This is a genomic window from Lelliottia sp. RD5 (genome assembly GCF_056032945.1).
This window is the reverse complement of the sequence record NZ_JBVYHQ010000002.1, coordinates 28,812-51,050: the sequence shown is the minus strand read 5'-3', so window position 1 is coordinate 51,050 and position 22,239 is coordinate 28,812. Positions and strand designations below refer to the sequence as shown.

Annotated in this window: 20 protein-coding genes; 7 read left to right on the top strand and 13 right to left on the bottom strand. The window is 53.1% G+C overall.

The window, feature by feature from the left end:
* Positions 1–199: 199 nt before the first annotated feature.
* From rpsI to zapE, 3 genes are all read right to left on the bottom strand, one after another.
* Positions 200–592, bottom strand: a complete 393-nt coding sequence (rpsI, locus tag AC0LWE_RS07970) for a 30S ribosomal protein S9 (protein ID WP_003860436.1) — start codon at positions 590–592, stop codon at positions 200–202.
* Positions 593–607: 15 nt separating this feature from the next.
* The gene (rplM, locus tag AC0LWE_RS07965; protein WP_015960646.1) at positions 608–1,036 is read right to left on the bottom strand and encodes a 50S ribosomal protein L13; all 429 of its coding nucleotides are present in this window, start codon (positions 1,034–1,036) and stop codon (positions 608–610) included.
* A gap of 289 nt (positions 1,037–1,325) precedes the next feature.
* Entirely contained in the window at positions 1,326–2,450 is a 1,125-nt protein-coding gene (gene zapE / locus AC0LWE_RS07960) for a cell division protein ZapE (protein ID WP_219347332.1), read from the bottom strand.
* 189 nt (positions 2,451–2,639) lie between these two features.
* On the opposite strand from zapE, the gene zapG reads away from it, so the two are divergent.
* The 3 genes from zapG to degS all read left to right on the top strand — a co-directional run bounded on the left by zapG (position 2,640) and on the right by degS (position 5,736).
* Positions 2,640–3,038, top strand: a complete 399-nt coding sequence (zapG, locus tag AC0LWE_RS07955) for a Z-ring associated protein ZapG (RefSeq protein ID WP_059177302.1) — start codon at positions 2,640–2,642, stop codon at positions 3,036–3,038.
* 171 nt (positions 3,039–3,209) lie between these two features.
* Positions 3,210–4,577 (top strand): serine endoprotease DegQ, encoded by a 1,368-nt coding sequence (degQ, locus tag AC0LWE_RS07950; protein WP_059177301.1) that lies wholly within the window; start codon positions 3,210–3,212, stop codon positions 4,575–4,577.
* Positions 4,578–4,668: 91 nt separating this feature from the next.
* Entirely contained in the window at positions 4,669–5,736 is a 1,068-nt protein-coding gene (gene degS / locus AC0LWE_RS07945) for an outer membrane-stress sensor serine endopeptidase DegS (RefSeq protein ID WP_059178018.1), read from the top strand.
* A gap of 54 nt (positions 5,737–5,790) precedes the next feature.
* Here the strand turns inward: degS and mdh are convergent, their stop codons facing one another.
* The gene (gene mdh, locus AC0LWE_RS07940) at positions 5,791–6,729 is read right to left on the bottom strand and encodes a malate dehydrogenase (RefSeq protein WP_015960651.1); all 939 of its coding nucleotides are present in this window, start codon (positions 6,727–6,729) and stop codon (positions 5,791–5,793) included.
* 403 nt (positions 6,730–7,132) lie between these two features.
* Between mdh and argR the strand changes: the two genes are divergently transcribed.
* The 3 genes from argR (at position 7,133) to yhcN (AC0LWE_RS07925) (ending at position 8,616) form a co-directional block, all read left to right on the top strand.
* Positions 7,133–7,603 carry a transcriptional regulator ArgR gene (gene argR, locus AC0LWE_RS07935; RefSeq protein WP_015960652.1) on the top strand — a complete coding sequence of 157 codons (471 nt, stop codon included), beginning with the start codon at positions 7,133–7,135 and terminating at the stop codon, positions 7,601–7,603.
* 375 nt (positions 7,604–7,978) lie between these two features.
* Positions 7,979–8,242 carry a peroxide/acid stress response protein YhcN gene (gene yhcN / locus AC0LWE_RS07930; protein WP_059177300.1) on the top strand — a complete coding sequence of 88 codons (264 nt, stop codon included), beginning with the start codon at positions 7,979–7,981 and terminating at the stop codon, positions 8,240–8,242.
* Positions 8,243–8,349: 107 nt separating this feature from the next.
* Positions 8,350–8,616 carry a peroxide/acid stress response protein YhcN gene (gene yhcN, locus AC0LWE_RS07925; RefSeq protein WP_059177299.1) on the top strand — a complete coding sequence of 89 codons (267 nt, stop codon included), beginning with the start codon at positions 8,350–8,352 and terminating at the stop codon, positions 8,614–8,616.
* Between the two features lie 64 nt (positions 8,617–8,680).
* Here yhcN (AC0LWE_RS07925) and AC0LWE_RS07920 read toward each other — a convergent pair whose 3' ends face one another.
* From AC0LWE_RS07920 to aaeX, 5 genes are all read right to left on the bottom strand, one after another.
* Complete coding sequence (locus AC0LWE_RS07920; RefSeq protein ID WP_059177298.1) at positions 8,681–8,956, bottom strand: barstar family protein; 276 nt, start codon at positions 8,954–8,956, stop codon at positions 8,681–8,683.
* Between the two features lie 47 nt (positions 8,957–9,003).
* Positions 9,004–10,458 (bottom strand): NAD-dependent succinate-semialdehyde dehydrogenase, encoded by a 1,455-nt coding sequence (locus AC0LWE_RS07915; protein WP_219347331.1) that lies wholly within the window; start codon positions 10,456–10,458, stop codon positions 9,004–9,006.
* 88 nt (positions 10,459–10,546) lie between these two features.
* Positions 10,547–12,514: a p-hydroxybenzoic acid efflux pump subunit AaeB gene (gene aaeB, locus AC0LWE_RS07910; RefSeq protein WP_059177296.1), complete on the bottom strand. Its 1,968-nt coding sequence runs from the start codon at positions 12,512–12,514 to the stop codon at positions 10,547–10,549.
* A 5-nt stretch (positions 12,515–12,519) separates the two neighbouring features.
* On the bottom strand, positions 12,520–13,452 hold the full coding sequence (gene aaeA / locus AC0LWE_RS07905) for a p-hydroxybenzoic acid efflux pump subunit AaeA (protein ID WP_219347330.1): 933 nt from the start codon (positions 13,450–13,452) through the stop codon (positions 12,520–12,522).
* Positions 13,453–13,459: 7 nt separating this feature from the next.
* Positions 13,460–13,663: a p-hydroxybenzoic acid efflux pump operon protein AaeX gene (gene aaeX / locus AC0LWE_RS07900; protein ID WP_059177294.1), complete on the bottom strand. Its 204-nt coding sequence runs from the start codon at positions 13,661–13,663 to the stop codon at positions 13,460–13,462.
* A 180-nt stretch (positions 13,664–13,843) separates the two neighbouring features.
* On the opposite strand from aaeX, the gene aaeR reads away from it, so the two are divergent.
* On the top strand, positions 13,844–14,770 hold the full coding sequence (aaeR, locus tag AC0LWE_RS07895; RefSeq protein ID WP_059177293.1) for an HTH-type transcriptional activator AaeR: 927 nt from the start codon (positions 13,844–13,846) through the stop codon (positions 14,768–14,770).
* A gap of 37 nt (positions 14,771–14,807) precedes the next feature.
* Here the strand turns inward: aaeR and tldD are convergent, their stop codons facing one another.
* The 4 genes from tldD to AC0LWE_RS07875 form a co-directional block, all read right to left on the bottom strand.
* On the bottom strand, positions 14,808–16,253 hold the full coding sequence (gene tldD / locus AC0LWE_RS07890; protein WP_059177292.1) for a metalloprotease TldD: 1,446 nt from the start codon (positions 16,251–16,253) through the stop codon (positions 14,808–14,810).
* 87 nt (positions 16,254–16,340) lie between these two features.
* The gene (gene yhdP, locus AC0LWE_RS07885; protein ID WP_474265221.1) at positions 16,341–20,138 is read right to left on the bottom strand and encodes an AsmA2 domain-containing protein YhdP; all 3,798 of its coding nucleotides are present in this window, start codon (positions 20,136–20,138) and stop codon (positions 16,341–16,343) included.
* 46 nt (positions 20,139–20,184) lie between these two features.
* A complete protein-coding gene (rng, locus tag AC0LWE_RS07880; protein WP_059177290.1) occupies positions 20,185–21,654 on the bottom strand; it encodes a ribonuclease G in 1,470 nt (489 codons plus the stop codon).
* Positions 21,644–22,237 (bottom strand): Maf family protein, encoded by a 594-nt coding sequence (locus tag AC0LWE_RS07875; RefSeq protein WP_059177289.1) that lies wholly within the window; start codon positions 22,235–22,237, stop codon positions 21,644–21,646. Before AC0LWE_RS07875 ends, rng begins: the two co-directional genes overlap by 11 nt.
* Positions 22,238–22,239 lie beyond the last annotated feature (2 nt).

Sequence of the window (22,239 nt, the reverse complement as noted above, 5' to 3'; positions counted from 1 at the left end):
TCGAGGGTTCGCCGACATTTGGGCAGAAAATTGGATGATAGTTTACCAGATTTTGCAGGGTTTGTGGTGAGGGGATTCTGGAAATGCTGAAAAAGAACTGAGAATCAAATAAATACTGTGGATAACATTAACATTATCCATAAAAAAAACCCGCCGAAGCGGGTTTTTCGCCAATCCTTCTGCCAAGGCAGAAAAAAGATTAACGCTTGGAGAACTGTGGACGACGACGTGCTTTACGCAGACCCACTTTCTTACGTTCAACCTGACGCGCGTCACGAGTGACGAAGCCAGCTTTACGCAGTTCAGAACGCAGGGATTCGTCGTACTCCATCAGAGCGCGTGTGATACCGTGACGGATCGCACCAGCCTGACCAGAGATACCACCACCTTTAACAGTGATGTACAGATCCAATTTTTCAACCATATCAACCAGTTCCAGCGGCTGGCGAACTACCATGCGGGCAGTTTCGCGACCGAAGTACTGTTCCAGAGAACGCTGGTTGATTACGATTTTACCACTGCCCGGTTTGATGAACACACGAGCGGCGGAGCTTTTGCGGCGACCAGTGCCGTAGTATTGATTTTCAGCCATTGCCTATAATCCCGATTAGATGTCAAGAACTTGCGGTTGCTGTGCCGCGTGGTTGTGCTCGTTGCCTGCGTAAACTTTCAGTTTACGGTACATAGCACGACCCAGCGGGCCCTTTGGCAACATGCCTTTAACCGCGATTTCAATCACACGCTCAGGACGGCGGGCAATCATCTCTTCAAAGGTCGCTTGTTTGATACCACCGATGAAACCGGTGTGATGGTAATAAATTTTGTCTTCGCGCTTGTTGCCGGTTACAGCAACTTTTTCTGCGTTCAGAACGATAATGTAATCACCAGTATCAACGTGCGGAGTGTATTCCGCTTTGTGCTTACCGCGCAGGCGAAGAGCCAGTTCGGAAGCCAGACGACCCAGAGTTTTACCGGTCGCGTCAACAACATACCAGTCGCGTTTTACGGTTTCTGGTTTAGCTGTAAAAGTTTTCATTAAAAGCTTACCCAAATAATAAGTTACACGTTGGTGAACACCCAAACGTTTAGTCAGTTGAGGCTCACACGACATTGTCCAGCAAACCTACCCCTTCGAATAGCCTATGCCGGCACATAGAAAGTTTTGGGAAAAAAACCTTCTCGTAACGTGGGGTCGCAAGATTATAGAGAAGTCAGGGTCAAAGATCGACCCCTAAATGTGATTAGTCGCAAGGTTTTCCGGTAAGCTGCCAGTTTTGTCGAATGCGTTCTCTGACAACACCTTTCACACCGTTAAAAACCATGCGCTAGGGCATGTGAGCACGCTTCAAATACTCTTCGCTTTGCATTTCCTGCAAACGTGACAAACAGCGCTGGAATTCAAATTTCAGCCGCTCGCCCTGGTAAATTTCATATAACGGCACTTCCGCGCTGACCACCAGTTTGACGTGGCGCTCGTAAAACTCATCCACCAGTGCAATGAAACGGCGGGCTTCGCTCTCCATCAGCGGCGTCATCACCGGAACATCAAATAGCATCACGGTGTGAAACAGACGCGAGAGCGCAATGTAATCGTGCTGGCTGCGGGCATCCACACACAGCGTCGCAAACGACACGGCCAGGGTTTGATTTTCTACCCCAAGGGTTTGCAATGGGCGGTGATTGATTTCCAGTTCAGGCGATGTATCACGCTTAGCACCCGCCAGCGCGAGCCACAGTTTATCCATTTGGCCCTGGGTCTGCTCATTCAAAGGAGACAGCCAGAGATGCGCCTGGGTCAGCGTGCGCAGACGGTAATCCACCCCCGCATCCACATTCATGATGTCGCAGTGTTCTTTAATCGCATCGATTGCAGGCAAGAAGCGCGCGCGTTGTAGACCGTTACGGTACAGATCGTCTGGCGGAATATTCGACGTCGCCACCAGCGTAATGCCGCGTGCGAAAAGGGCTTTCATCAGGCCGCCAAGCAGCATGGCGTCGGTGATATCTGAGACAAAAAACTCATCAAAGCACAGGACGTCGGTTTCCGCTTTAAAACGGTCGGCGACAATTTCCAGCGGATCGCTGTGGCCTTGCAGCGCCGTGAGTTCTTCATGCACGCGCAGCATAAAGCGGTGGAAGTGCAAACGCTGCTTCCGCGTGCCCGGCAGGCTTTGATAAAACAGATCCATTAGCCAGGTTTTGCCCCGCCCCACACCGCCCCACATATATAAGCCGCGAATTGGGGGAGCCGTCTGCGGCTCTTTTTTCCCCAACAGTCGCCCAAACGCGGCTTTCAGCCCGCTGGTTTGCGTTGTTTCAGTGGGTTCGGTCGTCAATTTTTGATAGATAGAATTCAGGCGATTTACCGCGTCGCGCTGCACATCATCTGGCTGGTGAGTGCCCTCGTCCAGGGCTTGTTGGTAACGCGATGTTGGAGACAGGCTTTGCATGATCTTGTTGTTATTCCTTCAATTAATCCTCGCCAGCATGCTCAACTGGTGAAAAAAAGGCCGTTCTACAGTACGCGATGATACGTCAGGATTCCACTTCTGAAGAAATAGCGGTTATAGTGGCATAATCAGGCACAGGCAGGAGCCGCGCCAATACCCTACGGAACCACAAGACAACGGGAGAAGTTCATGACCTGGGAATATGCGCTAATTGGTTTAGTCGTCGGCATCGCAATCGGTGCTGTAGCCATGCGTTTCGGTAATCGCAAATTGCGTCAGCAACAGTCGTTACAATACGAACTGGAAAAAAACAAAGCCGAACTGGAAGAGTATCGTGAAGAGCTGGTCAGCCACTTTGCCCGTAGCGCCGAGCTGCTGGACAACATGGCCGATGACTATCGCCAGCTGTACCAACATATGGCAAAAAGCTCCAGCAATCTGCTGCCGGAGATGGGCGCTGAAAGCAACCCGTTCCGCAACCGTCTGGCGGAGTCCGAAGCCAGCAACGACCAGGTTCCAGTGCAGATGCCGCGTGATTACTCAGACGGTGCATCCGGCCTGCTGCGCGGTGGTGTAAAACGCGATTAATCGCACATCTCCAATATATTTTACGGGCGCAGTCCTTGCGCCCGTCTTTTCTTTCCCTTCCCAGCTATTATTTAGTCAATTACCTCATTGTTCAGTGGTTTAAAATTCAATAACATCAAACTGTTTTTGGGCCGTTTTTCCCTTTATTCCAGGTTATGAGAGCCAGCATCAATGAAGAAAAAAAACCAGCTGTTAAGCGCTATCGCGTTAAGTGTCGGGTTATCTCTCACGGCGTCATGGCCTGCGACTGCGGCCCTGCCTTCACAGGTGCCTGGTGAGGCGGCTATTCCAAGCCTTGCACCAATGCTTGAAAAAGTGTTGCCGGCGGTGGTCAGCATCAAGGTTGAGGGCACGGCGGCGCAGAGCCAACGTATACCCGAAGAGCTTAAAAAATATTTTGGTGAAGAGGGGCCCGATCAGCCAACCCAGCCGTTTGAAGGGCTAGGCTCCGGAGTGGTGATTGACGCGGCGAAGGGCTACGTGCTGACGAACAATCACGTTATCAGCCAGGCCGATAAAATCAGTGTGCAGATGAACGATGGTCGCGAGTTTGATGCCAAACTGATTGGCAGCGACGATCAAAGTGATATCGCACTGCTGCAAATCCAAAATCCCAGCAAGCTGACGCAAATTGTTATCGCGGATTCCGACAAACTCCGCGTCGGTGATTTTGCCGTCGCCGTGGGTAACCCTTTCGGTCTGGGCCAGACGGCGACCTCCGGGATTATCTCCGCGTTGGGTCGTAGCGGTCTGAATCTCGAAGGCCTGGAGAACTTCATCCAGACTGACGCCTCTATTAATCGCGGCAATTCCGGCGGCGCGCTGCTGAATCTCAACGGTGAGCTGATTGGTATCAACACCGCGATCCTCGCGCCAGGTGGCGGCAGCGTCGGGATCGGCTTTGCGATCCCCAGCAATATGGCCAAAATCCTGTCGCAGCAGCTGATTGAATCAGGCGAGGTGAAGCGCGGGCTGCTGGGAATTAAAGGCATGGAAATGAGCGCTGACATCGCAAAAGCCTTTAATCTCGACGTGCAGCGCGGTGCATTTGTCAGTGAAGTTCTGCCAAACTCCGGATCCGCAAAAGCGGGGGTGAAATCGGGTGATATCATCGTTAGCCTCAACGGGAAGCCGCTGAGCAGCTTCGCTGAATTACGCTCCCGTGTTGCCACCACGGAGCCCGGGACGAAGGTGAAACTTGGGCTGCTGCGTGATGGCAAGCCGCTGGAAGTCGAAGTCACCCTGGATAAGAGCACCTCATCATCGGCCAGTGCTGAACTGATCGCCCCTGCGCTGCAAGGCGCGGCGCTCAGCGATGGGCAGCTTAAAGACGGTACCAAAGGTATTTCTATCGAGAGCGTCGAAAAGAGCAGTCCCGCCGCACAGGCAGGCCTGCATCAGGATGACGTCATTATCGGTGTTAACCGTAACCGTGTTCAGTCGATCGCAGAGATGCGCAAGGTCCTGGAAAGCAAGCCAGCCGTGATTGCGCTGCAAATCGTCCGTGGCAACGATACGCTCTACATCCTGTTACGCTAAGCATTCGCTCATCCGGACATCACCGCTGCATGTGATGTCCGGATAAGTCATGCTATGCTGCATCCGTCCCTTAATTAATGACGCCCGCATCATGTTTCTTAAGCTATTTCGTTCAGTTGCTATCGGTTTAGTCGTTGGCGGCCTATTACTGGCTGCAATGCCCTCTTTACGTCAGTTAAATCAGCTGGCGGCACCGCGTTTCGACAGTGCTGATGAGACGCCTGTGAGCTACAACCAGGCGGTTCGCCGTGCTGCGCCTGCTGTGGTTAACGTCTATAACCGCGGCCTCAATAGCTCCGCGCATAATCAACTGGAGATTCGTACTCTCGGCTCCGGCGTGATCATGGATGAGCGCGGCTACATCATTACCAATAAACACGTTATCAACGACGCGGATCAGATTATCGTCGCCCTGCAGGATGGCCGTGTGTTTGAAGCCTTACTGGTTGGCTCGGACACGCTGACCGACCTCGCAGTCCTCAAAATCAATGCCACGGGCGGGCTGCCGGTGATTCCGATCAACCGTAAACGCACGCCGCATATTGGCGATGTGGTGATGGCGATTGGTAACCCTTATAACCTTGGGCAAACTATTACCCAGGGGATAATCAGCGCAACCGGTCGTATCGGTTTGAACCCCTCCGGGCGACAAAATTTCCTGCAAACGGACGCCTCTATTAACCACGGTAACTCCGGCGGCGCGCTGGTGAACTCGCTGGGAGAACTCATGGGCATCAATACCCTGTCGTTCGATAAAAGTAACGATGGCGAGACGCCTGAGGGCATCGGCTTTGCGATCCCGTTCCAGTTGGCAAACAAAATTATGGACAAGCTGATTCGCGATGGCCGCGTGATCCGTGGCTATATTGGCATCGGTGGCCGTGAAATTGCGCCAATGCACACCCAGGGCGGCGGCATCGATCAGATTCAGGGTATCGTGGTCAATGAAGTGACACCGGGCGGTCCGGCGGCTAACGCAGGGCTACAGGTGAATGACGTGATTGTTTCGGTCAACGGCACGCCTGCCGTATCCGCGCTGGAAACCATGGATCAGGTGGCGGAGATTCGTCCTGGCTCGATTATTCCAGTCGAAGTGATGCGTAATGACAAAAAACTGACGCTTCAGGTGACGATTCAGGAATATCCCGCCACTAACTAAAAAGCATAAAAAACCGGAGCGCATGGCTCCGGTTTTTTTATAACTGGGGGTCGATCACTTGCTTACGAACTCTTCACCCAGAGTGATATCTTTCTTCAGCGTGTCCAGCATGCCTTCCATCGCTTGTTGTTCAAACGCGCTCAGCTTGCCGATTGACTGACGTTCTTCGATACCATTTTTGCCCAGCAGCAGCGGCTGTGAGAAGAAGCGGGCATGCTCGCCATCCCCTTCAACATACGCACATTCTACTACGCCTTTCTCGCCTTGCAGCGCACGCACCAGAGACAGACCGAAACGTGCAGCCGCCTGGCCCATAGACAGTGTCGCTGAACCGCCACCCGCCTTCGCTTCGACCACTTCGGTGCCGGCGTTCTGAATACGTTTAGTTAGGTCAGCCACTTCCTGCTCGGAGAAACTCACGCCAGGGATTTGCGACAGCAATGGCAAAATCGTCACGCCAGAGTGACCACCGATAACCGGAACCTCGATATCAGATGGCGATTTGCCTTTCAGTTCCGCAACAAACGTGTTGGAACGGATGATGTCCAGCGTGGTCACGCCAAACAGTTTGTTCTTATCGTATACACCGGCTTTCTTCAGCACTTCTGCTGCGATAGCAACCGTGGTGTTTACTGGGTTAGTGATGATACCCACGCACGCTTTCGGGCAGGTTTCAGCAATCTGTTGAACCAGGTTTTTCACGATACCGGCGTTAACGTTGAACAGATCGGAACGATCCATCCCCGGTTTACGCGCGACACCTGCGGAGATCAGCACCACATCTGCGCCCTCAAGCGCTGGACGTGCGTTTTCACCGGAGAAGCCTTTGATTTTCACAGCTGTTGGGATGTGGCTCAAGTCAACTGCCACACCAGGTGTGACCGGAGCAATATCATACAGGGAGAGTTCTGAGCCGGAAGGCAGTTGGGTTTTCAGTAGTAGGGCAAGCGCCTGGCCGATACCACCAGCAGCGCCGAGGACTGCGACTTTCATCCTAAACTCCTTATTATGGTTAACTTAAATGTCTGTACTCCGTTGCGGCGACCTTAATTCAGCAGATGAATAAAAACAATTTTCGTAGCTAAAGAATTTGAGGTCGCACTTCTTTCGCCTTCGCCTGAACGCTTACGGGCAATTTTCAGCAACAAAGCAACGAATCAAGAGGGGGTTACCATACACCCTGCCTCGTCATCAAAACAACATCATTTTGATAACATTTAATTTACTTTTAAGGTTATTTGCGCGACGTGACCCAGGCATGTTTTCCGATAACAAAATTTGATAAAATCACTCCCTTTCATAACATTATCTCCCCCTCATCCTCGTCCGATAATTTGCATAAAAATTCATTTACATGCATAATGATGACATTCCATCGTCCTGAATAGGGTGACATATGCGAAGCTCGTCAAAACAAGAAGAATTAGTGAAAGCGTTTAAAGCGCTGCTCAAAGAAGAGAAATTTAGCTCTCAGGGAGAGATCGTCCTGGCCTTACAGGAACAGGGCTTCGAGAATATCAATCAGTCAAAAGTCTCCCGCATGTTAACCAAGTTTGGCGCGGTACGGACTCGCAACGCCAAAATGGAAATGGTCTATTGCTTGCCAGCAGAGTTAGGCGTGCCGACCACCTCCAGCCCTTTGAAGAATCTGGTTCTGGACATTGATTATAACGATGCCGTTGTCGTGATTCACACCAGCCCAGGCGCTGCACAGCTGATCGCTCGCCTGCTTGATTCATTGGGTAAATCTGAAGGTATTCTGGGAACAATTGCAGGTGACGATACGATCTTCACGACGCCTGCGAACGGTTTCTCGGTTAAAGATCTGTACGAAGCCATCCTGATGCTGTTCGAACAAGAGCTTTAAAGTCCTTCCCTGCTGTTAATGGCAGCGGGGAATCTTCTGCCCCTTCCCCCTTTCACACCCTATTATTTTGCCCTTCTATTTTGCAATTAGTGCTTTCCCCTGCCTTTTCCTATTCATCCAGTGAATGTCACATCAACAAAACGCACAAAAAATCAAAAATACCTATCATGATGATTTTATTAAAATTAAAAATTTAAATGTCGATTATTTAACCATTTTTATTCATTTTGGTTATATCTGCTCGACTCATTAACACCTAATTACATAGGAAACCATTAGTCTGGTATTAATTTTTAGCGTGATTAGTGTATACTTGATTTTGTGATGAGGGTCACGAAACGAAAGACCCCAATAAATTCGACGAGGTAAAGAATCATGAAAATCAAATCAACTGTAGCAGCACTGAGCATTCTGTCTGTCCTGTCATTCGGTGCTTTCGCCGCCGACTCTATTAACGCGGATCAAGCACAGTCCCGTCAGGCAATGGGCACCGTATCAGTAGGCGCAATCGGTACTTCTCCGATGGATATGCATGAAATGCTGAACAAAAAAGCGCAAGAGCAAGGTGCATCCTCTTATCGCGTTATTGAAGCGCGTTCAGGCGATCACTGGCATGCGACTGCTGAGCTTTACAAATAAGTTAAGGCCACACCGAACACTGTAATTATCAACTCAGCGGCACCAGGCATAAAAAAAGCAGTTTAATCCTTCTGGCCGTTGAGAAAACGTTATTGAGGAAAATGACTATGAAAACCAAATTAATCATCGCAACCCTTGGCTTAGCTTCCGTTCTCTCCTTCGGTGCCAGCGCTGCTGCACACCTGGTGAATTCAGACGAAGCGCAGAATCTGCAATCAATGGGTAGCGTATCGGTCACCTCTATTGGGGGCGCACCAATGGATATCCGTCAGGAACTGGCGGCTAAAGCTGAGAAAGCAGGTGCCAGCAGCTATCGCGTGACTGAGTTAACTCAGGGCGATCACTGGCACGCAACGGCTGAGCTGTACAAATAAACCCTCGTCGTATCTCATCATACGACTTGCCCCTGACACTTTGTCAGGGGCTTTTTTATGCCCATCAGGAAGGCTGAACGTTAAAACGTAATTGCCCTTGCAGCTCTTCTTCCGCTTCATCAAACAGCAGAATCAAAGCGCCAAATCGCCGACGTAGTTTCTCCGGCAAATGGGTAAACTCGATCTCCAGCGGCATGGGTAACCCCCCGCTAATAATCACATCCCACAGCGAATCCAGATCGGTGACTTTTCCCCGTTCAAGTCCAAACGTACGTGAAAATTCATGCCAGAAGTCTTCCTGACTGTCGATTTCATCAAAATCAAACGTGTAGATATTCATTGCCGCCACCCCGTCCAGACAGACGACTTCCGCCGCCCTGACGCTGATTATAATCCCCCGATATGCAGGGTTTTGACTTCCAGAAATTCCTCCAGCCCCAGGACCGAACCCTCGCGGCCCAGCCCTGACTCTTTCACACCGCCAAACGGCCCCAGCTCGGTGGATACAGCGCATTCATTGATGCCAATCATCCCGCTTTCAATCGCCTGCGAGACGCGGAAAACACGCTGCAGGTTTTGCGTATAAAAATAAGCCGCCAGACCAAACGGCGTATTATTCGCACGCTGAATAACTTCATCCTCCGAGGTAAATCGGAAGCACGCTGCAACGGGCCCAAACGTCTCTTCTTCGGCAAGCTTCATGCCCTCGTGACAATCGCCTAGCACGGTTGGGAGCCAGAAATTGCCGCCCAGTGCATGCGGTTTCCCCCCCGCCAGCACGGTCGCGCCTTTTGCCACAGCATCCTCGACGTGCTCGCGCACTTTTTTGACCGCGGAAGGTTCAATTAATGGGCCCACAATGACGCCCTCTTCCTGACCATTCCCCACTTTCAGCGCCTCGACCGCGTCGGCGAGTTTTTCCACGAAGGTGTCATAGACAGATTCCTGGATGTAGAAGCGGTTCACACTGACGCACACCTGACCCGCGTTACGGAATTTATTGGCAATCGCACCTTTCACCGCCGCATCGATGTCCGCATCCTCAAAGACGATGTAAGGCGCATTGCCGCCCAGTTCCATCGACACCTTTTTCATGGTTTCCGCAGCGTTACGCATGAGCGTTTTACCCACTTCGGTTGAACCGGTAAACGAGATTTTGCGCACCTCGTGGCTGGCCATAATCGCATCGCTGATTTCATGGGTATTTCCCGCCACAGCGTTAAGCACGCCATCCGGGACGCCGGCTTTTTTGGCCAGCGTTAGCAGCGCGAACGCGCTCAGCGGAGTATTGTTAGCGGGTTTAATCACCCCGGTACAGCCTGCGGCGAGTGCCGGGCCGAGCTTGCGGGTCAGCATTGCCATCGGGAAATTCCACGGCGTGATTGCCGCTACGACACCGATCGGCTCACGGGTTGCCAGAATGCGGGAGCCGGGTTTTACGGGCGGGATGATCTCGCCGTTAGCGCGTTTTGCCTGCTCAGCAAACCACTGAATAAAGCTGGCGGCGTATTCCACTTCACCTTCCGCTTCTTTCAGGGGTTTGCCCTGTTCCGTGGTCATCAGTTGCCCGAGCCAGCTTTTATTCTCGATAATTAATTCATACCAACGATACAGGATCGCTGAACGCGCTTTCGCCGTTTTGGCTCGCCATTCAGGAAAAGCGCGACTGGCCGCCGCGATGGCTTCTTCGGTCTCTTTTTTCCCCGCTTTAGCCACTTTCGCGACCACTTCACCCGTTGCCGGGTTGAGCACATCAAAGGTGGTGTCCAGCGTTTTCCACACGCCGTCGACCAGATAGCCGGTCTGGAAAAGCGCATTATCCTGAAGAGTCTGGGTGGTCATGTGTCCTCCTGATCTGGGTTTAAGAACCTGCCAGATTAAGTATAGCCACAAAAAAACCGACGCTTTTTGGCGTCGGTTTTTTCGGTCTTTAGCTATCGGTCAGCGCATTTTGATAGCGATGGAGGACGTCCGTCAGCCGTCGGACCGGTTCCGTCACCTGCAGTGGGGCCTCCCAGACACGCAGTTTCTCCTGATAAACGTTTAGCTCCTCCAGCAACTGACTAAAGTAGAGACGGCGTTTATCGTCGCTGGAGGCCGAAATAACGCGATCGGCGGTATGGCGAAGCTGGCGGTGAAACGCTGACAAATCATCATTGATGGGCACCGGCGCATTCCGCAGCCGCTGGTGGGCGATGATCATTGTCAGCGCCAGGCGAAATTTAGCGACATCGCCGGGGAATTTCGTCAGGAGTAAAAACAGCTGCTGATACAGCGCGGGCAGATGATTTTCTTTGCGACGCGCGGTATTGGTCGTCATCGCCGAAACGGCCGCAGAGACAAACTGGTTCAGCAGCACACGTCCGGTACGCGCCTGAGAATTATCGCGCACCAGCAGAATCACCATCATCGCCAGGAAGCAGCCCACCAGCTGGCCTAACGCACTGTCGAGGAACTGATTAAAGTGAAACGTCATCGGGTTATCTAACACCAGGATGTTGATGGTACTGGCCAACGCACCGAGTGAGCCCAGCCGACGTTTCTGCACTTCAATCCCAATAAAGAACGCCAGCACCGCCAGGCTGATACACAGCAACAACATGCTTTGCTGGGTCGACGGGAGCACCACCAGGAAGTAGAACGCACCGATGGGCAGTGCAGCGATAGCGCCGTAAAGGAAGTCAATCGCCACCATGCGTGGATTCGGCAGCCGCATCGCCAGCGATGTGACGACGGCAATCATCACCATCGCCCCTGTCCCGGATGTCCAGCCGGTCCAGAGCCAGAATAACGCGCCGAGCATGCAGGCCAGCGTAGTTCGCCAGAAGTTGACCATAGCATGGTGGCGTTCGGCCGATTCGGGTTTGATCACCACTTCACTCTGCAAAACGTCTTCTTCGATAGCGCTGATTTTGGTGTTACTCACCACGCCGCGCTTGAGCAGCAGAAAACGCGTCGCCGCGCCGACCCACGTATAGATAGTCACCGGCGTATCGTGCTCACCGGTCCAGGCCATTACCCGGCGCATGCGTTTGAGCTGTCGATGCACATCCTGCACCGTTTCAACCGGCTCCTCGAACAGTTCGCGAAACGTATCCGTGACCACTTCAGGGCGGGTGTTCTGGATAAGAAAGGTTTCGCACGCCTGGGTGATTAGCGTTAATGACACCGTATTAATGGCTTTCAGGCGTCGATTAGCACGCGACCAGCGTGAAGATTCCATATTCAGGTTGCTGCGCATTCCTTCCAGCGCAGCGGTACGGCGGACGAGCGCCCCCCAGGCATTGTCCATCTCTTCGCTGTCGCCATGCTTAATGCACAGCTGCATGAGTTGGTACTGAGCGACAATAATGGCATCCAGTTCACGGTCGACTTCTTGTTTAATGGATCGCGGCGAGAACAGCAGATCGGCAACGATCGCGCAGACAATACCAATCACGATTTCGCTGCAACGCTCAACGGCAAACTGCGGTGCAAGTAAAGGCTCAGCCTGAATCGTAATCACAATAATCAGCGCGGTGTAACCGGACAGCCCCCAGGCATACGAGTTTTCCACTTTCACCAGCGAAGAAGCCCATGTGCAAAAACCGGCCCAGACGCAGCACACCATTAGCATCAGCAGCGGCGAGCGAATCATCGTAATAATGATAACCAGCGCGGCCACACTGCCGATAAAAGTCCCTACGATACGCAGCATACCGCGATAGCGGATAGCGCCGGAATAGGGTTCGCCCCCGGCGGCAAAAGCGGGACCGGCTGCAACAATCGCCGCTGTCAGCACTGCCCAGCGCGGTGTCTCCAGCTGAAAGTGGAAGCCTACAAACAGTGCCAGAACGATGGCAGACGCCAGCTTAACGGCGAAGCGCAGATGCTGGCTGGCAATGGTAAAAATGCCCATCGCGATTAACCAAACTCACGCAGGCGGTGCGCGATTTTACGGAACAGTGAGTCGTTGTTGGCGTCGCGATCTTTCTCGCCAGTAATGACTACCGTCGCCGTAGTGCCGGCGGGCCACAGATTCCCCTGCTCGTCATCCAGGCGAATACGCACCGGTACACGCTGCGCAAGGCGTACCCACTCTAAATTGGAATCTACGGTGGCCATTCCTTTACTGTCGCGAGTGGCACTTGAGTTGGTGACGCCTGCGGCAATGCTGTCCACCATGCCTTTCAGCACACGGTTGCTGCCAAGCGGGGTGATTTCGGCGCGATACCCTGGACGAACGCCCTCAAGCTTGGTCTCTTCCATATAAGCCAGAACGTAGAAGGAGTGCTGTTTGACTAGCGCCACTGCCGTTGAGCCGCGCGTAATAAACTCACCAGTGTAGACGTTGAGGTTTGTGACCCAGCCATCTGAGGGCGCGCGGATGACCGTACGCTCCAGATCCAGTTTCGCCAGATCGCGGGTAGCTTCTGCTTTTGCCAACTGATGAAGAACGGTTTGCAGCAGGTTGTTCGACTGATCAATCTCTTCGCGAGACATGGCCTGAATGCCTAACTTATTGCGACGTCCCGCCTCACGGCGTTTTTCCGTGGCGAGCGCCTGATAATAGGCCACGTCTGCTTCTGACTCTTCTAATGCCTTCTGATAGCGTGGCTGGTCAATCGTGAAGAGAACCTGATCTTTTTTGACCAGCTGATTATCACGCACATTGACCGCTGTAATAAGGCCCGCCACATCAGGCGCAATCGCCACGATATCCGCGCTAAAGCGCGCATCACGCGTCCAGGGTGATTCGGTATAAAATACCCATGCGCGTGAGATGGCGATAAAGGCCAGAATAACCAGCGCCACGGTAATGGCAGTACGGGAGATATTTCTTGTTAGTGTTTTCACATCTACCTCAGACAAACATGCGCGATATTAAGTAGAAAAGGCAGCAATACAGCGCGGTATTAAACAATGCAGGATGCCAGACAAAATCGTAGATACCGGTCGGGACCAGCACCTTACGCACCAGCCAGAAAATCGCCAGTGATAAAATCAGTTCGAAAAAAATCGGTGGGAAGGAGAGACCAAACACCACGAAAACGGGAAACAGACTCATGTTGACCTTGATTATAGAGCGAGCAGGCGACTGAATTTTTTACGCTCACGCCATCGCAGGAAGGCAAGAAAAGCCGGGCGGGAATGGCGAAGCCGTTAACTCATTAATAATATTTTAACGTAACTGTTATGCTGTTATCTATAATATGTGATCTAAATCACTTTTAAGCCAGAGTGAACAATGGAACGTTTAAAGCGCATGTCCGTCTTTGCCAAAGTCGTCGAATTTGGCTCTTTTACCGCCGCCGCAAGACAGCTGCACATGAGTGTGTCATCCATCAGCCAGACGGTGTCAAAACTGGAAGATGAACTCCAGGTCAAGCTGCTAAACCGCAGCACCCGTAGCATCGGGCTGACGGAGGCGGGTAAAATTTATTATCAGGGCTGTCGGCGCATGCTGCATGAAGTCCAGGATGTGCATGAACAACTTTATGCCTTTAATAACACGCCAATCGGCACACTTCGGATTGGCTGTTCTTCAACTATGGCACAAAATGTTCTTGCCGGTATGACCGCAGAAATGCTGAAAGAGTACCCAGGGCTAACGGTTAATTTAGTTACCGGGATCCCGGCACCGGACCTGATTGCTGACGGGCTGGACGTCGTGATCCGCGTCGGCGCGCTCCAGGATTCTAGCCTTTTCTCCCGTCGACTGGGCAGTATGCCCATGGTCGTCTGTGCCTCAAAAAACTATCTGGCGCAATTTGGCGTCCCGGAAAAACCTGCGGATCTGAGCAATCATTCATGGCTGGAATACAGCGTGCGGCCTGACAACGAGTTTGAGCTGATCGCACCTGAAGGCATTTCAACCAAATTGCTGCCGCAGGGGCGGTTTGTGACCAACGATCCGATGACCATTTCTCGCTGGCTGGTGGCCGGCGCGGGGATCGCATACGTACCGCTGATGTGGGTGATCAATGAGATCAACAGCGGTGAACTGGAGATCCTCTTCCCGCGTTATCAGTCCGATCCGCGCCCGGTCTACGCACTGTATACCGAGAAAGACAAGCTGCCGCTGAAGGTTCAGGTCTGTATTAACTATTTGACGGATTATTTTGTGGAAGTGGCAGAGTTGTATCAGGGGATGCGAGGAAGACGAAAAGAGTAATAAGATGCCCTCCGTAGAGGGCATTTTGAATCCACAATCAGGCTGTGCCGCCGACCGTCAAACTGTCGACTTTCAGCGTCGGCTGGCCTACGCCAACCGGCAGGCTCTGGCCTTCTTTACCGCAGACGCCAACACCTTTATCCAGTTTGAGATCGTTACCGACCATTGAAATCTGCTGCATCGCTTCGATTCCAGAACCAATCAGCGTCGCCCCTTTCACCGCTTTGGTGACTTTGCCTTTCTCGATCAGATAGGCCTCTGAGGTTGAGAAGACAAATTTACCGGAGGTGATATCTACCTGTCCGCCGCCAAAGTTTGGCGCGAAGATACCGTAATCAACGGATTCGATAATCTCCTGCGGCGTAGATTTACCCGCCAGCATATAAGTGTTGGTCATGCGCGGCATCGGTAAGTGCGCGTAGGATTCACGACGGCCGTTCCCCGTTGGGGCAACGCCCATCAGACGTGCGTTAAGTTTGTCCTGCATGTAGCCTTTCAGCACGCCATTTTCGATCAGCACGTTGTACTGCCCAGGCGTCCCTTCATCATCGATGGAAATGGAGCCACGACGATCGGCCATGGTGCCGTCATCAATAATGGTGCACAGCTCGGACGCCACCAGCTCACCCATTTGACCGCTAAAGACGGACGTGCCGCGACGGTTAAAGTCGCCTTCAAGACCGTGACCGACCGCTTCGTGGAGCAGAACGCCTGGCCAGCCCGCGCCCAATACCACTGGCAGCGTGCCCGCAGGTGCTGCGACCGCGTTCAGATTAACCATCGCCATACGGACAGCCTCTTTTGCCCATGCATCCGCACGCACGTCGCCGTCTTCGTCAGCCAGGAACCATTCGTAGCCAAAACGTCCACCGCCGCCGCTGGAGCCACGCTCACGTTTGCCGTCATCTTCCACTTGAACGCTCACCGACAGACGAACCAGCGGGCGCACATCTGCCGCCAGCGTACCGTCCGTTGCCGCAACCAGAATCAGTTCGTATACACCCGTTAAACTGGCCGACACTTCCTGCACGCGTTTGTCTGCCGCACGCGCCACTTTGTCCACGCGGCGCAGAATGTCCAGCTTCTCTTCACGACTCATGCTTTGCAGCGGATCGATGCTGGTATACAGCGCGGTATGTTGTACTTCACCCAGCGTTTTGACGCGGCCATCACCGGTTTCACGGACAATCGTACGTGCCGCCTGGGCGCTCTGTTGCAGTGCCGACAGGCTAATCTGATCGGCATAGGCAAAACCGGTTTTTTCACCGCTCACGGCGCGAACGCCAACGCCCTGGTCGATATTATAAGAGCCATCTTTAATGATGCTGTCTTCTAAAACCCAGGACTCATGATAGCTCGACTGAAAATAGAGATCGCCGTAGTCGAGACGACGCTCGGTCAGTTGGGCAAGAATGGAGAACAGATCCTGATGACTCAGGCCGTTCGCTGCGAGCAAATGTTCACTTACCAGGTTCAGACTCATCGTTTTGCTACTCGTTCGTTGCCGCCCGGCGGGCGGTATAAAAGATCAATATAAATGAGAGTGAGGCAATATATCGCCCGCGTCAAATCATTGCTGTGCATCTTTGCGGGGCTGGCGAAGTACCTCATTAATCTGTGGCTTATCCATCGGGCCGGTAATTCGATAGCGCAAAATTGAGACTTTGCTCCACAGAGGCCCCAGCACCTTACTGGCAGCGAAGACCGCTGCCCCCACAATCGGGTTAACCACAAAGGCTGCCGCCACGCCGACGGTCGCGGAGATTTCAGGTGCGACCACCGCCTCCATATTCAGTTCGCGGCGCACCAGATCGACAGAGCCTTTCATGGCGATATCCGCCTCCAGACCGTCCACCAGCGTGTCGTCCGTGTGCAGCACGCCGTCTTTAATCCACGAGGTGCTGCGAATGGAATCGTAGTAGAACCCTTCGCTGAAGGTGTCGCTAAAGTCAAAGCGCAGTTTACGCAGCAGGGCGTCAAAGCTCAGCAGACGCAATATCTGTCCGGCATGCCCGGTACTGACATCGGCGATTTCACCTTTGCCAAGGTTAACTTTCAGGATGCCGTTTAGCGACGCTTCATCCGGCTTCCACGGCTGCGCGCGCCAGTGCAAATCGTAATTAGCATCGAAAGAAGAGCCCCTCACCGGGGTACTGACGCCAAAGAAATCAAAGGCGCTATCCACTTTGCTTCCCTTGATTTGACCTTTCAACGACGTGCGCTGTTCGCCTGGGGCATTCACCCACTGACCATCGGCCGTTAAACGCCCAAAGCCCGTGTCGATAAGGCCACCGGAGAGACTCAGCGTATTGCCCGCGATCGCAAAGTCACCGTCAATGCGGCCATATTTTTGCCCCATCAACCAGCACTCAGCACAGCGGAATTGCAGATCCGGCCAACCACTGAAATCCACTTTTGTCACTTCCGCGAGTGGCGCAGGCGTGCTGGTTTCGCCTTTTGGCGAAGCCGTTGTCGGGTTGTAATAAAGATAACGAATCGCAGCCTGCCACGGCGCATTGTCGCGCATCGTCAGCGTAGCGTTGATCTCACGCCCCTGCGCATCGACTTTCGAGCCGTTCGCTGTCGGCTCAGAAACAATGCTGAGGTTATTCCACTGCTGTCCGCCTAGCGTTAGCGCCGGGGTACGCACGGTCACTTTCTGCGGGAACTGGGCCGTATCACCGACGTTTTGTCCGACGCCGCGATTAAACATCGCCAGCCACTCAGCGCCATCCAACGCCGGTAAATTCAGTTCTACGCCCGACTGCTCCGGCAGCGGCGGAATGGTGCGGCTATCCGTCGTCCAGATGGCACGATCGAGCTTCAGCTTACGGCTCAGGAGCCAGCGGCTGTTAAAATGATTATTAGCGCCAGCATTACCGTTCAGCGCAAAGCTGTTCAGATCGCCGTCGACGTTTATTTTTATTGGCAGCGCCTCACCCGCTCGCTTATCGAGCGGAGCCGGTAAGTGACTGCTTACATTCTTGAGATCGCCCGTGATATCGACCTTATAACGCGCGCCAGAATGATACGGCAGATCAATGCCCACTTTCCCATTCCACGCAACGGACCCCGCAATGGACTCAGCGACAGGTTTTGGCAACACATCCATTTTTGACGGCTGCCAGTTAGCATCCATATTGACGGCCACCTGGTACGCCTTCTCACCCTCTGTGGTTGAGAAATCCACATTCAGCGGCTGATTAAACCAGGTCGCCTTAAGCGGTTCACTTTTCAAATTGCCGTTCACAAAGCTGAATTTCCCGCTCAGGTTTTTCAGCGTGCTATTGAGCGGCTTGATGAACAAGCTGTTGTTATTCAGCACGACGTCGCCTTCTGCGGTCGTCATCTCACCATCCAGCGGGATATCAAGGTGCAGGCGGGCATTCACATCACCATCAATCTGCAACTCTTTCAGCGCCGCAGCCAAAGAATCGTCCAGCGGTGTGTCTTCAAAGTAAGGACCCACGGCTTTACCCGGCCCGTTGATGTCTGCGTCGATCAGCAGTTTCTCTTTGGAATAATCCGGGATCACAGCGGTTAAATTGCTGGCTGTCACACCGCCCAGCGCCACGCTGTCGGTTTTCATCCACAAGCCGTCATTCAGGAAGTTCAGCTCAATATCCAGGTTTTTGAGGGCTGGCCAGTCGGGTTGGAAGGCAAACGTGGCGTTACGCAGCGGGACCAAAATCTGGAACTGGCCTTCGTTATGTTTGTAAGGGAAAAGATGCGGATTCCCGCCATACACCAGCGTGGCGTTATCGGCCTGTCCGCCCTGAATCGCGCCGCTCAGGTAGTCCACCAGCGCTTTCCCCATCAGGTTTTCCGGGAAATAACGCCAGGCCTGGCCACCGTCATCAGTACTGATCCCTGCGAGAATGCCGAGCCAGGGTTCATTGCCTTCTGGCTGCAAATAGCGGAAATTCCCCGCCGCCCGAACGCCAGTGGCTTTGACGTCGATGTCGCGCCCATCAAGCTGGAAACCTTTATCGTTTTTCAGCCAGTTGAGCGTAGCGGCGCCTTTTTCTATCTCCAGAGGCGCACGGAAAACCGTTTCATAGGGCATTTTGGCATCATTCATTTGCACCGTGAGTCGGCCATTTTCAACGCCGCCCTCAAGCGTTCCCGAGAAGTGTTCTGCGCCAGGCAGCAGCTTCCATTGTTTCCAGGAGAGATTTTTCCAGGATGCCTGGAATCGGGTCTTATCCGTCGCCTGCAGGGGAATATCGAGCGCCAACTTATCAATCTGCCCGCTCGGCTGCGTGGCTTGCCAGACATCGCCCAGTGAGGCAGATATTCGGTTTGCGATAGGGCGTAGGCCTTCAAGGTCAGCCAGCTCAAGATTGCTCGCGCGAATACGCAGTTCATCGCTGCGCTTATTGTCAGCGCCACCCACTTCCTGCTCAGGAATCCACGCCATCGTTAACGCGCCACGCGGCCAGGCTTTGCCATCCATCGTAATGCGCGTATCAGGAATAGAGAATTGCCAGTTTGCACCCTGACGAGTGACATGCGCGGTCAGATTATCGACAGACATATCATGGGACTGATTGTCACCCTTCCATGCCGCGCCACCCTGCTTGAGCCAGACATCGCCCGCCGCAATATCGCCATCCGTCAGGGTGAGCCAGCCTTCAAGGCTAAAACGCGCACGTTGCAGCGCAACGTTATCCTGCATCCATTTGCCCAACCACGGCTTGACGTCGACGTCATCCGCCTGCAGCCACACGCGGCCACTGTTCAGCAAGCCATTATCATCACGCAGATCCATGCGCACCTGCATGATGCCGTGTTGCCCGGTCAGGCTGGAAAGATTGACCTGTCCTTCTGCGCGGTGGCGATCTTTACCGTTCAGCCAGGTGAGCTGCGGGATCGCCAGTTCTGCGCGTTGGCCAGAAAGCGTAATAAAGCTGATTTCACTGTCACGCAGATCGAAGTGATCGAACTGGCGCAGGAAAAGATCGCTGATACGGTTGGTTTCGATCCCTTTGCTGTCGCTGCTGCGCAGAGGCGTATTGGTCACAAACTGGAGTTGATAAAAGGTGAGATCGCGAAACTGCCAGCGCATATGCAGCAAACTTTGCCAGACATCCAGCGCCAGGGTGACACGTTTGATTTTAAGATAGCCGCCGTCTGGCAGCGCGGCGTTGATATCGCGCGCATCCAGCGTCGGGCCAAAATTCTGCCAGTTCGCGCTGAGCTGGCTGACATCCACCGGAACGCCGGTGGCACTTTCTATTTTTGCCAGCACCTGCGGGCGCCAGCTGTCCAGATGCGGCAGAACGAGGCGCAGCCCGCTCACGAGCAACGCCACAATGACGACAAGCGTTGCCCCTGTAGGCAGTAAAATTCCTGGCAATCGCCTCACGCATCTCTCCTTGTCAGCCGTTCTCTTGCAGCGTCGCTGCGTTGTTTTACATCATTACCACATCAAACTGCTGCTGATTATAGAGCGGCTCAATTTGCACTTTTACCTGTTTGCCGACAAAGATTTCCACTTCCGCAAGCGCATGCGACTCTTCGCCTTTCAGTGCTTCTGCCACTGCTGGGGAAGCATAGACCAGAAAACGATCGGAGTCGTAGGCGTGATGAACGCGAACGATTTCACGCATGATTTCATAACAGACGGTTTCGACGGATTTGACCGTGCCGCGCCCGTTACAGGACGGGCAAACATTGCACAGCACATGCTCAACGCTTTCGCGCGTGCGTTTGCGGGTCATCTCCACCAGGCCAAGCTGCGAGAAACCATTAATACTGGTTTTCACACGATCTTTACTCAGCGCCTGCTCCAGAGAATGCAGGACGCGACGACGATGATCTTCATTATTCATATCAATAAAGTCGATGATGATAATGCCGCCGAGATTGCGCAGACGCAGCTGGCGCGCAATCGCCTGGGTCGCTTCAATATTGGTGTTGAAAATAGTGTCGTCAAGATTGCGGTGACCAACAAACGCGCCGGTATTGATATCCACGGTGGTCATCGCTTCGGTCTGATCGATGATCAGATAGCCACCCGATTTCAGCTCGACTTTGCGCTCCAGGGCGCGCTGGATTTCATTTTCGACATCAAAGAGATCGAAAATCGGCTGACGACCAGAATAGTGTTCCAGCAGGCCCGGCATCTCAGGAATGTATTCCGCGGTAAATTCCAGCAATGCATCGTACGTCAGACGAGAATCCACGCGAATTCTGTCGAGCTGTGCATCGGCAAAATCACGCAACACGCGTTGGGCCAGCGCCAGCTCGCCATACAACTGATAACGGGTCTGGTTGCGCTTTTTACGTTCCATCACTTTGGTCCAGACGCGTTTCAGATAGGCTGCATCTGAGGCGAGATCCTCTTCGCTGATCCCCTCTGCCGCCGTACGAATAATGAAACCGCCCTGCTCATCACAATACGCACCGACCACCTTTTTTAGGCGTTCGCGTTCGTCCTCACTCTCAATACGCTGAGAGACGCCTACGTGCGATGCGCCCGGCATAAAGACCAGATAGCGAGAAGGTAAAGTGATGTCTGTGGTGAGGCGCGCGCCTTTGGTGCCGAGCGGGTCTTTCACCACTTGCACCATTAAATCCTGGCCCTGACGGACCAGTTCGGAGATGTCACGAACGGTAAACTGTTTTTGCTCTTCGCCCGCCACGCATTCGGTATGGGGCATGATGTCTGAGGCATGCAGAAACGCCGCTTTATCAAGACCAATATCTACAAATGCCGCCTGCATACCCGGTAGTACACGACTGACACGACCTTTGTAGATATTGCCTACTATTCCGCGTCGCGCTTCGCGCTCAATATGAATCTCCTGAAGAATGCCGCCATCTATATAAGCCACCCGAGTTTCCGATGGCGTTACGTTCACCAACAGTTCAGCCGTCATAATTATCCCTTCCCTCACGCAGTGAGTTAAAATTGCTTAGCAACTCATACGTTTCCACCAGCGGTAAGCCGACTACGGCGTGATAGCTGCCATTGATCTTCCTGACAAAACAGCCACCCAGCCCTTGAATACCGTATGCACCTGCTTTATCCATAGGTTCACCGCTGGCGATATAACCGGCGATTTCCTCATCGGTAAGCACTCTGAATGTGACGTCCGTAACCACCAGACAATCGAGCACGTTTTGGCTGTCTGCCAGCGCAACGGCTGTCATCACCTGATGTGTTTGCCCGGATAGTTTACGCAGCATATGTGCCGCATGTTCTGCGTCACGCGGTTTCTCGAGAACTTCACCGTTGAAAATCACGATGGTATCTGCCCCCAGCACCGGTAAGTCTCGCGGCGTTTGCGCCACACCGGCCTGTGCTTTTTCTCGCGCCAGACGGGATACATACTGCTGCGCGCTTTCGCCTTCGGCCCGTTTTTCTTCAATACCGGTGACGATACGTTCAAAAGAGACACCCAACTGCGTGAGGAGCTCCTGACGGCGCGGGGAACCAGAGGCAAGATATAAAGACGTCATAG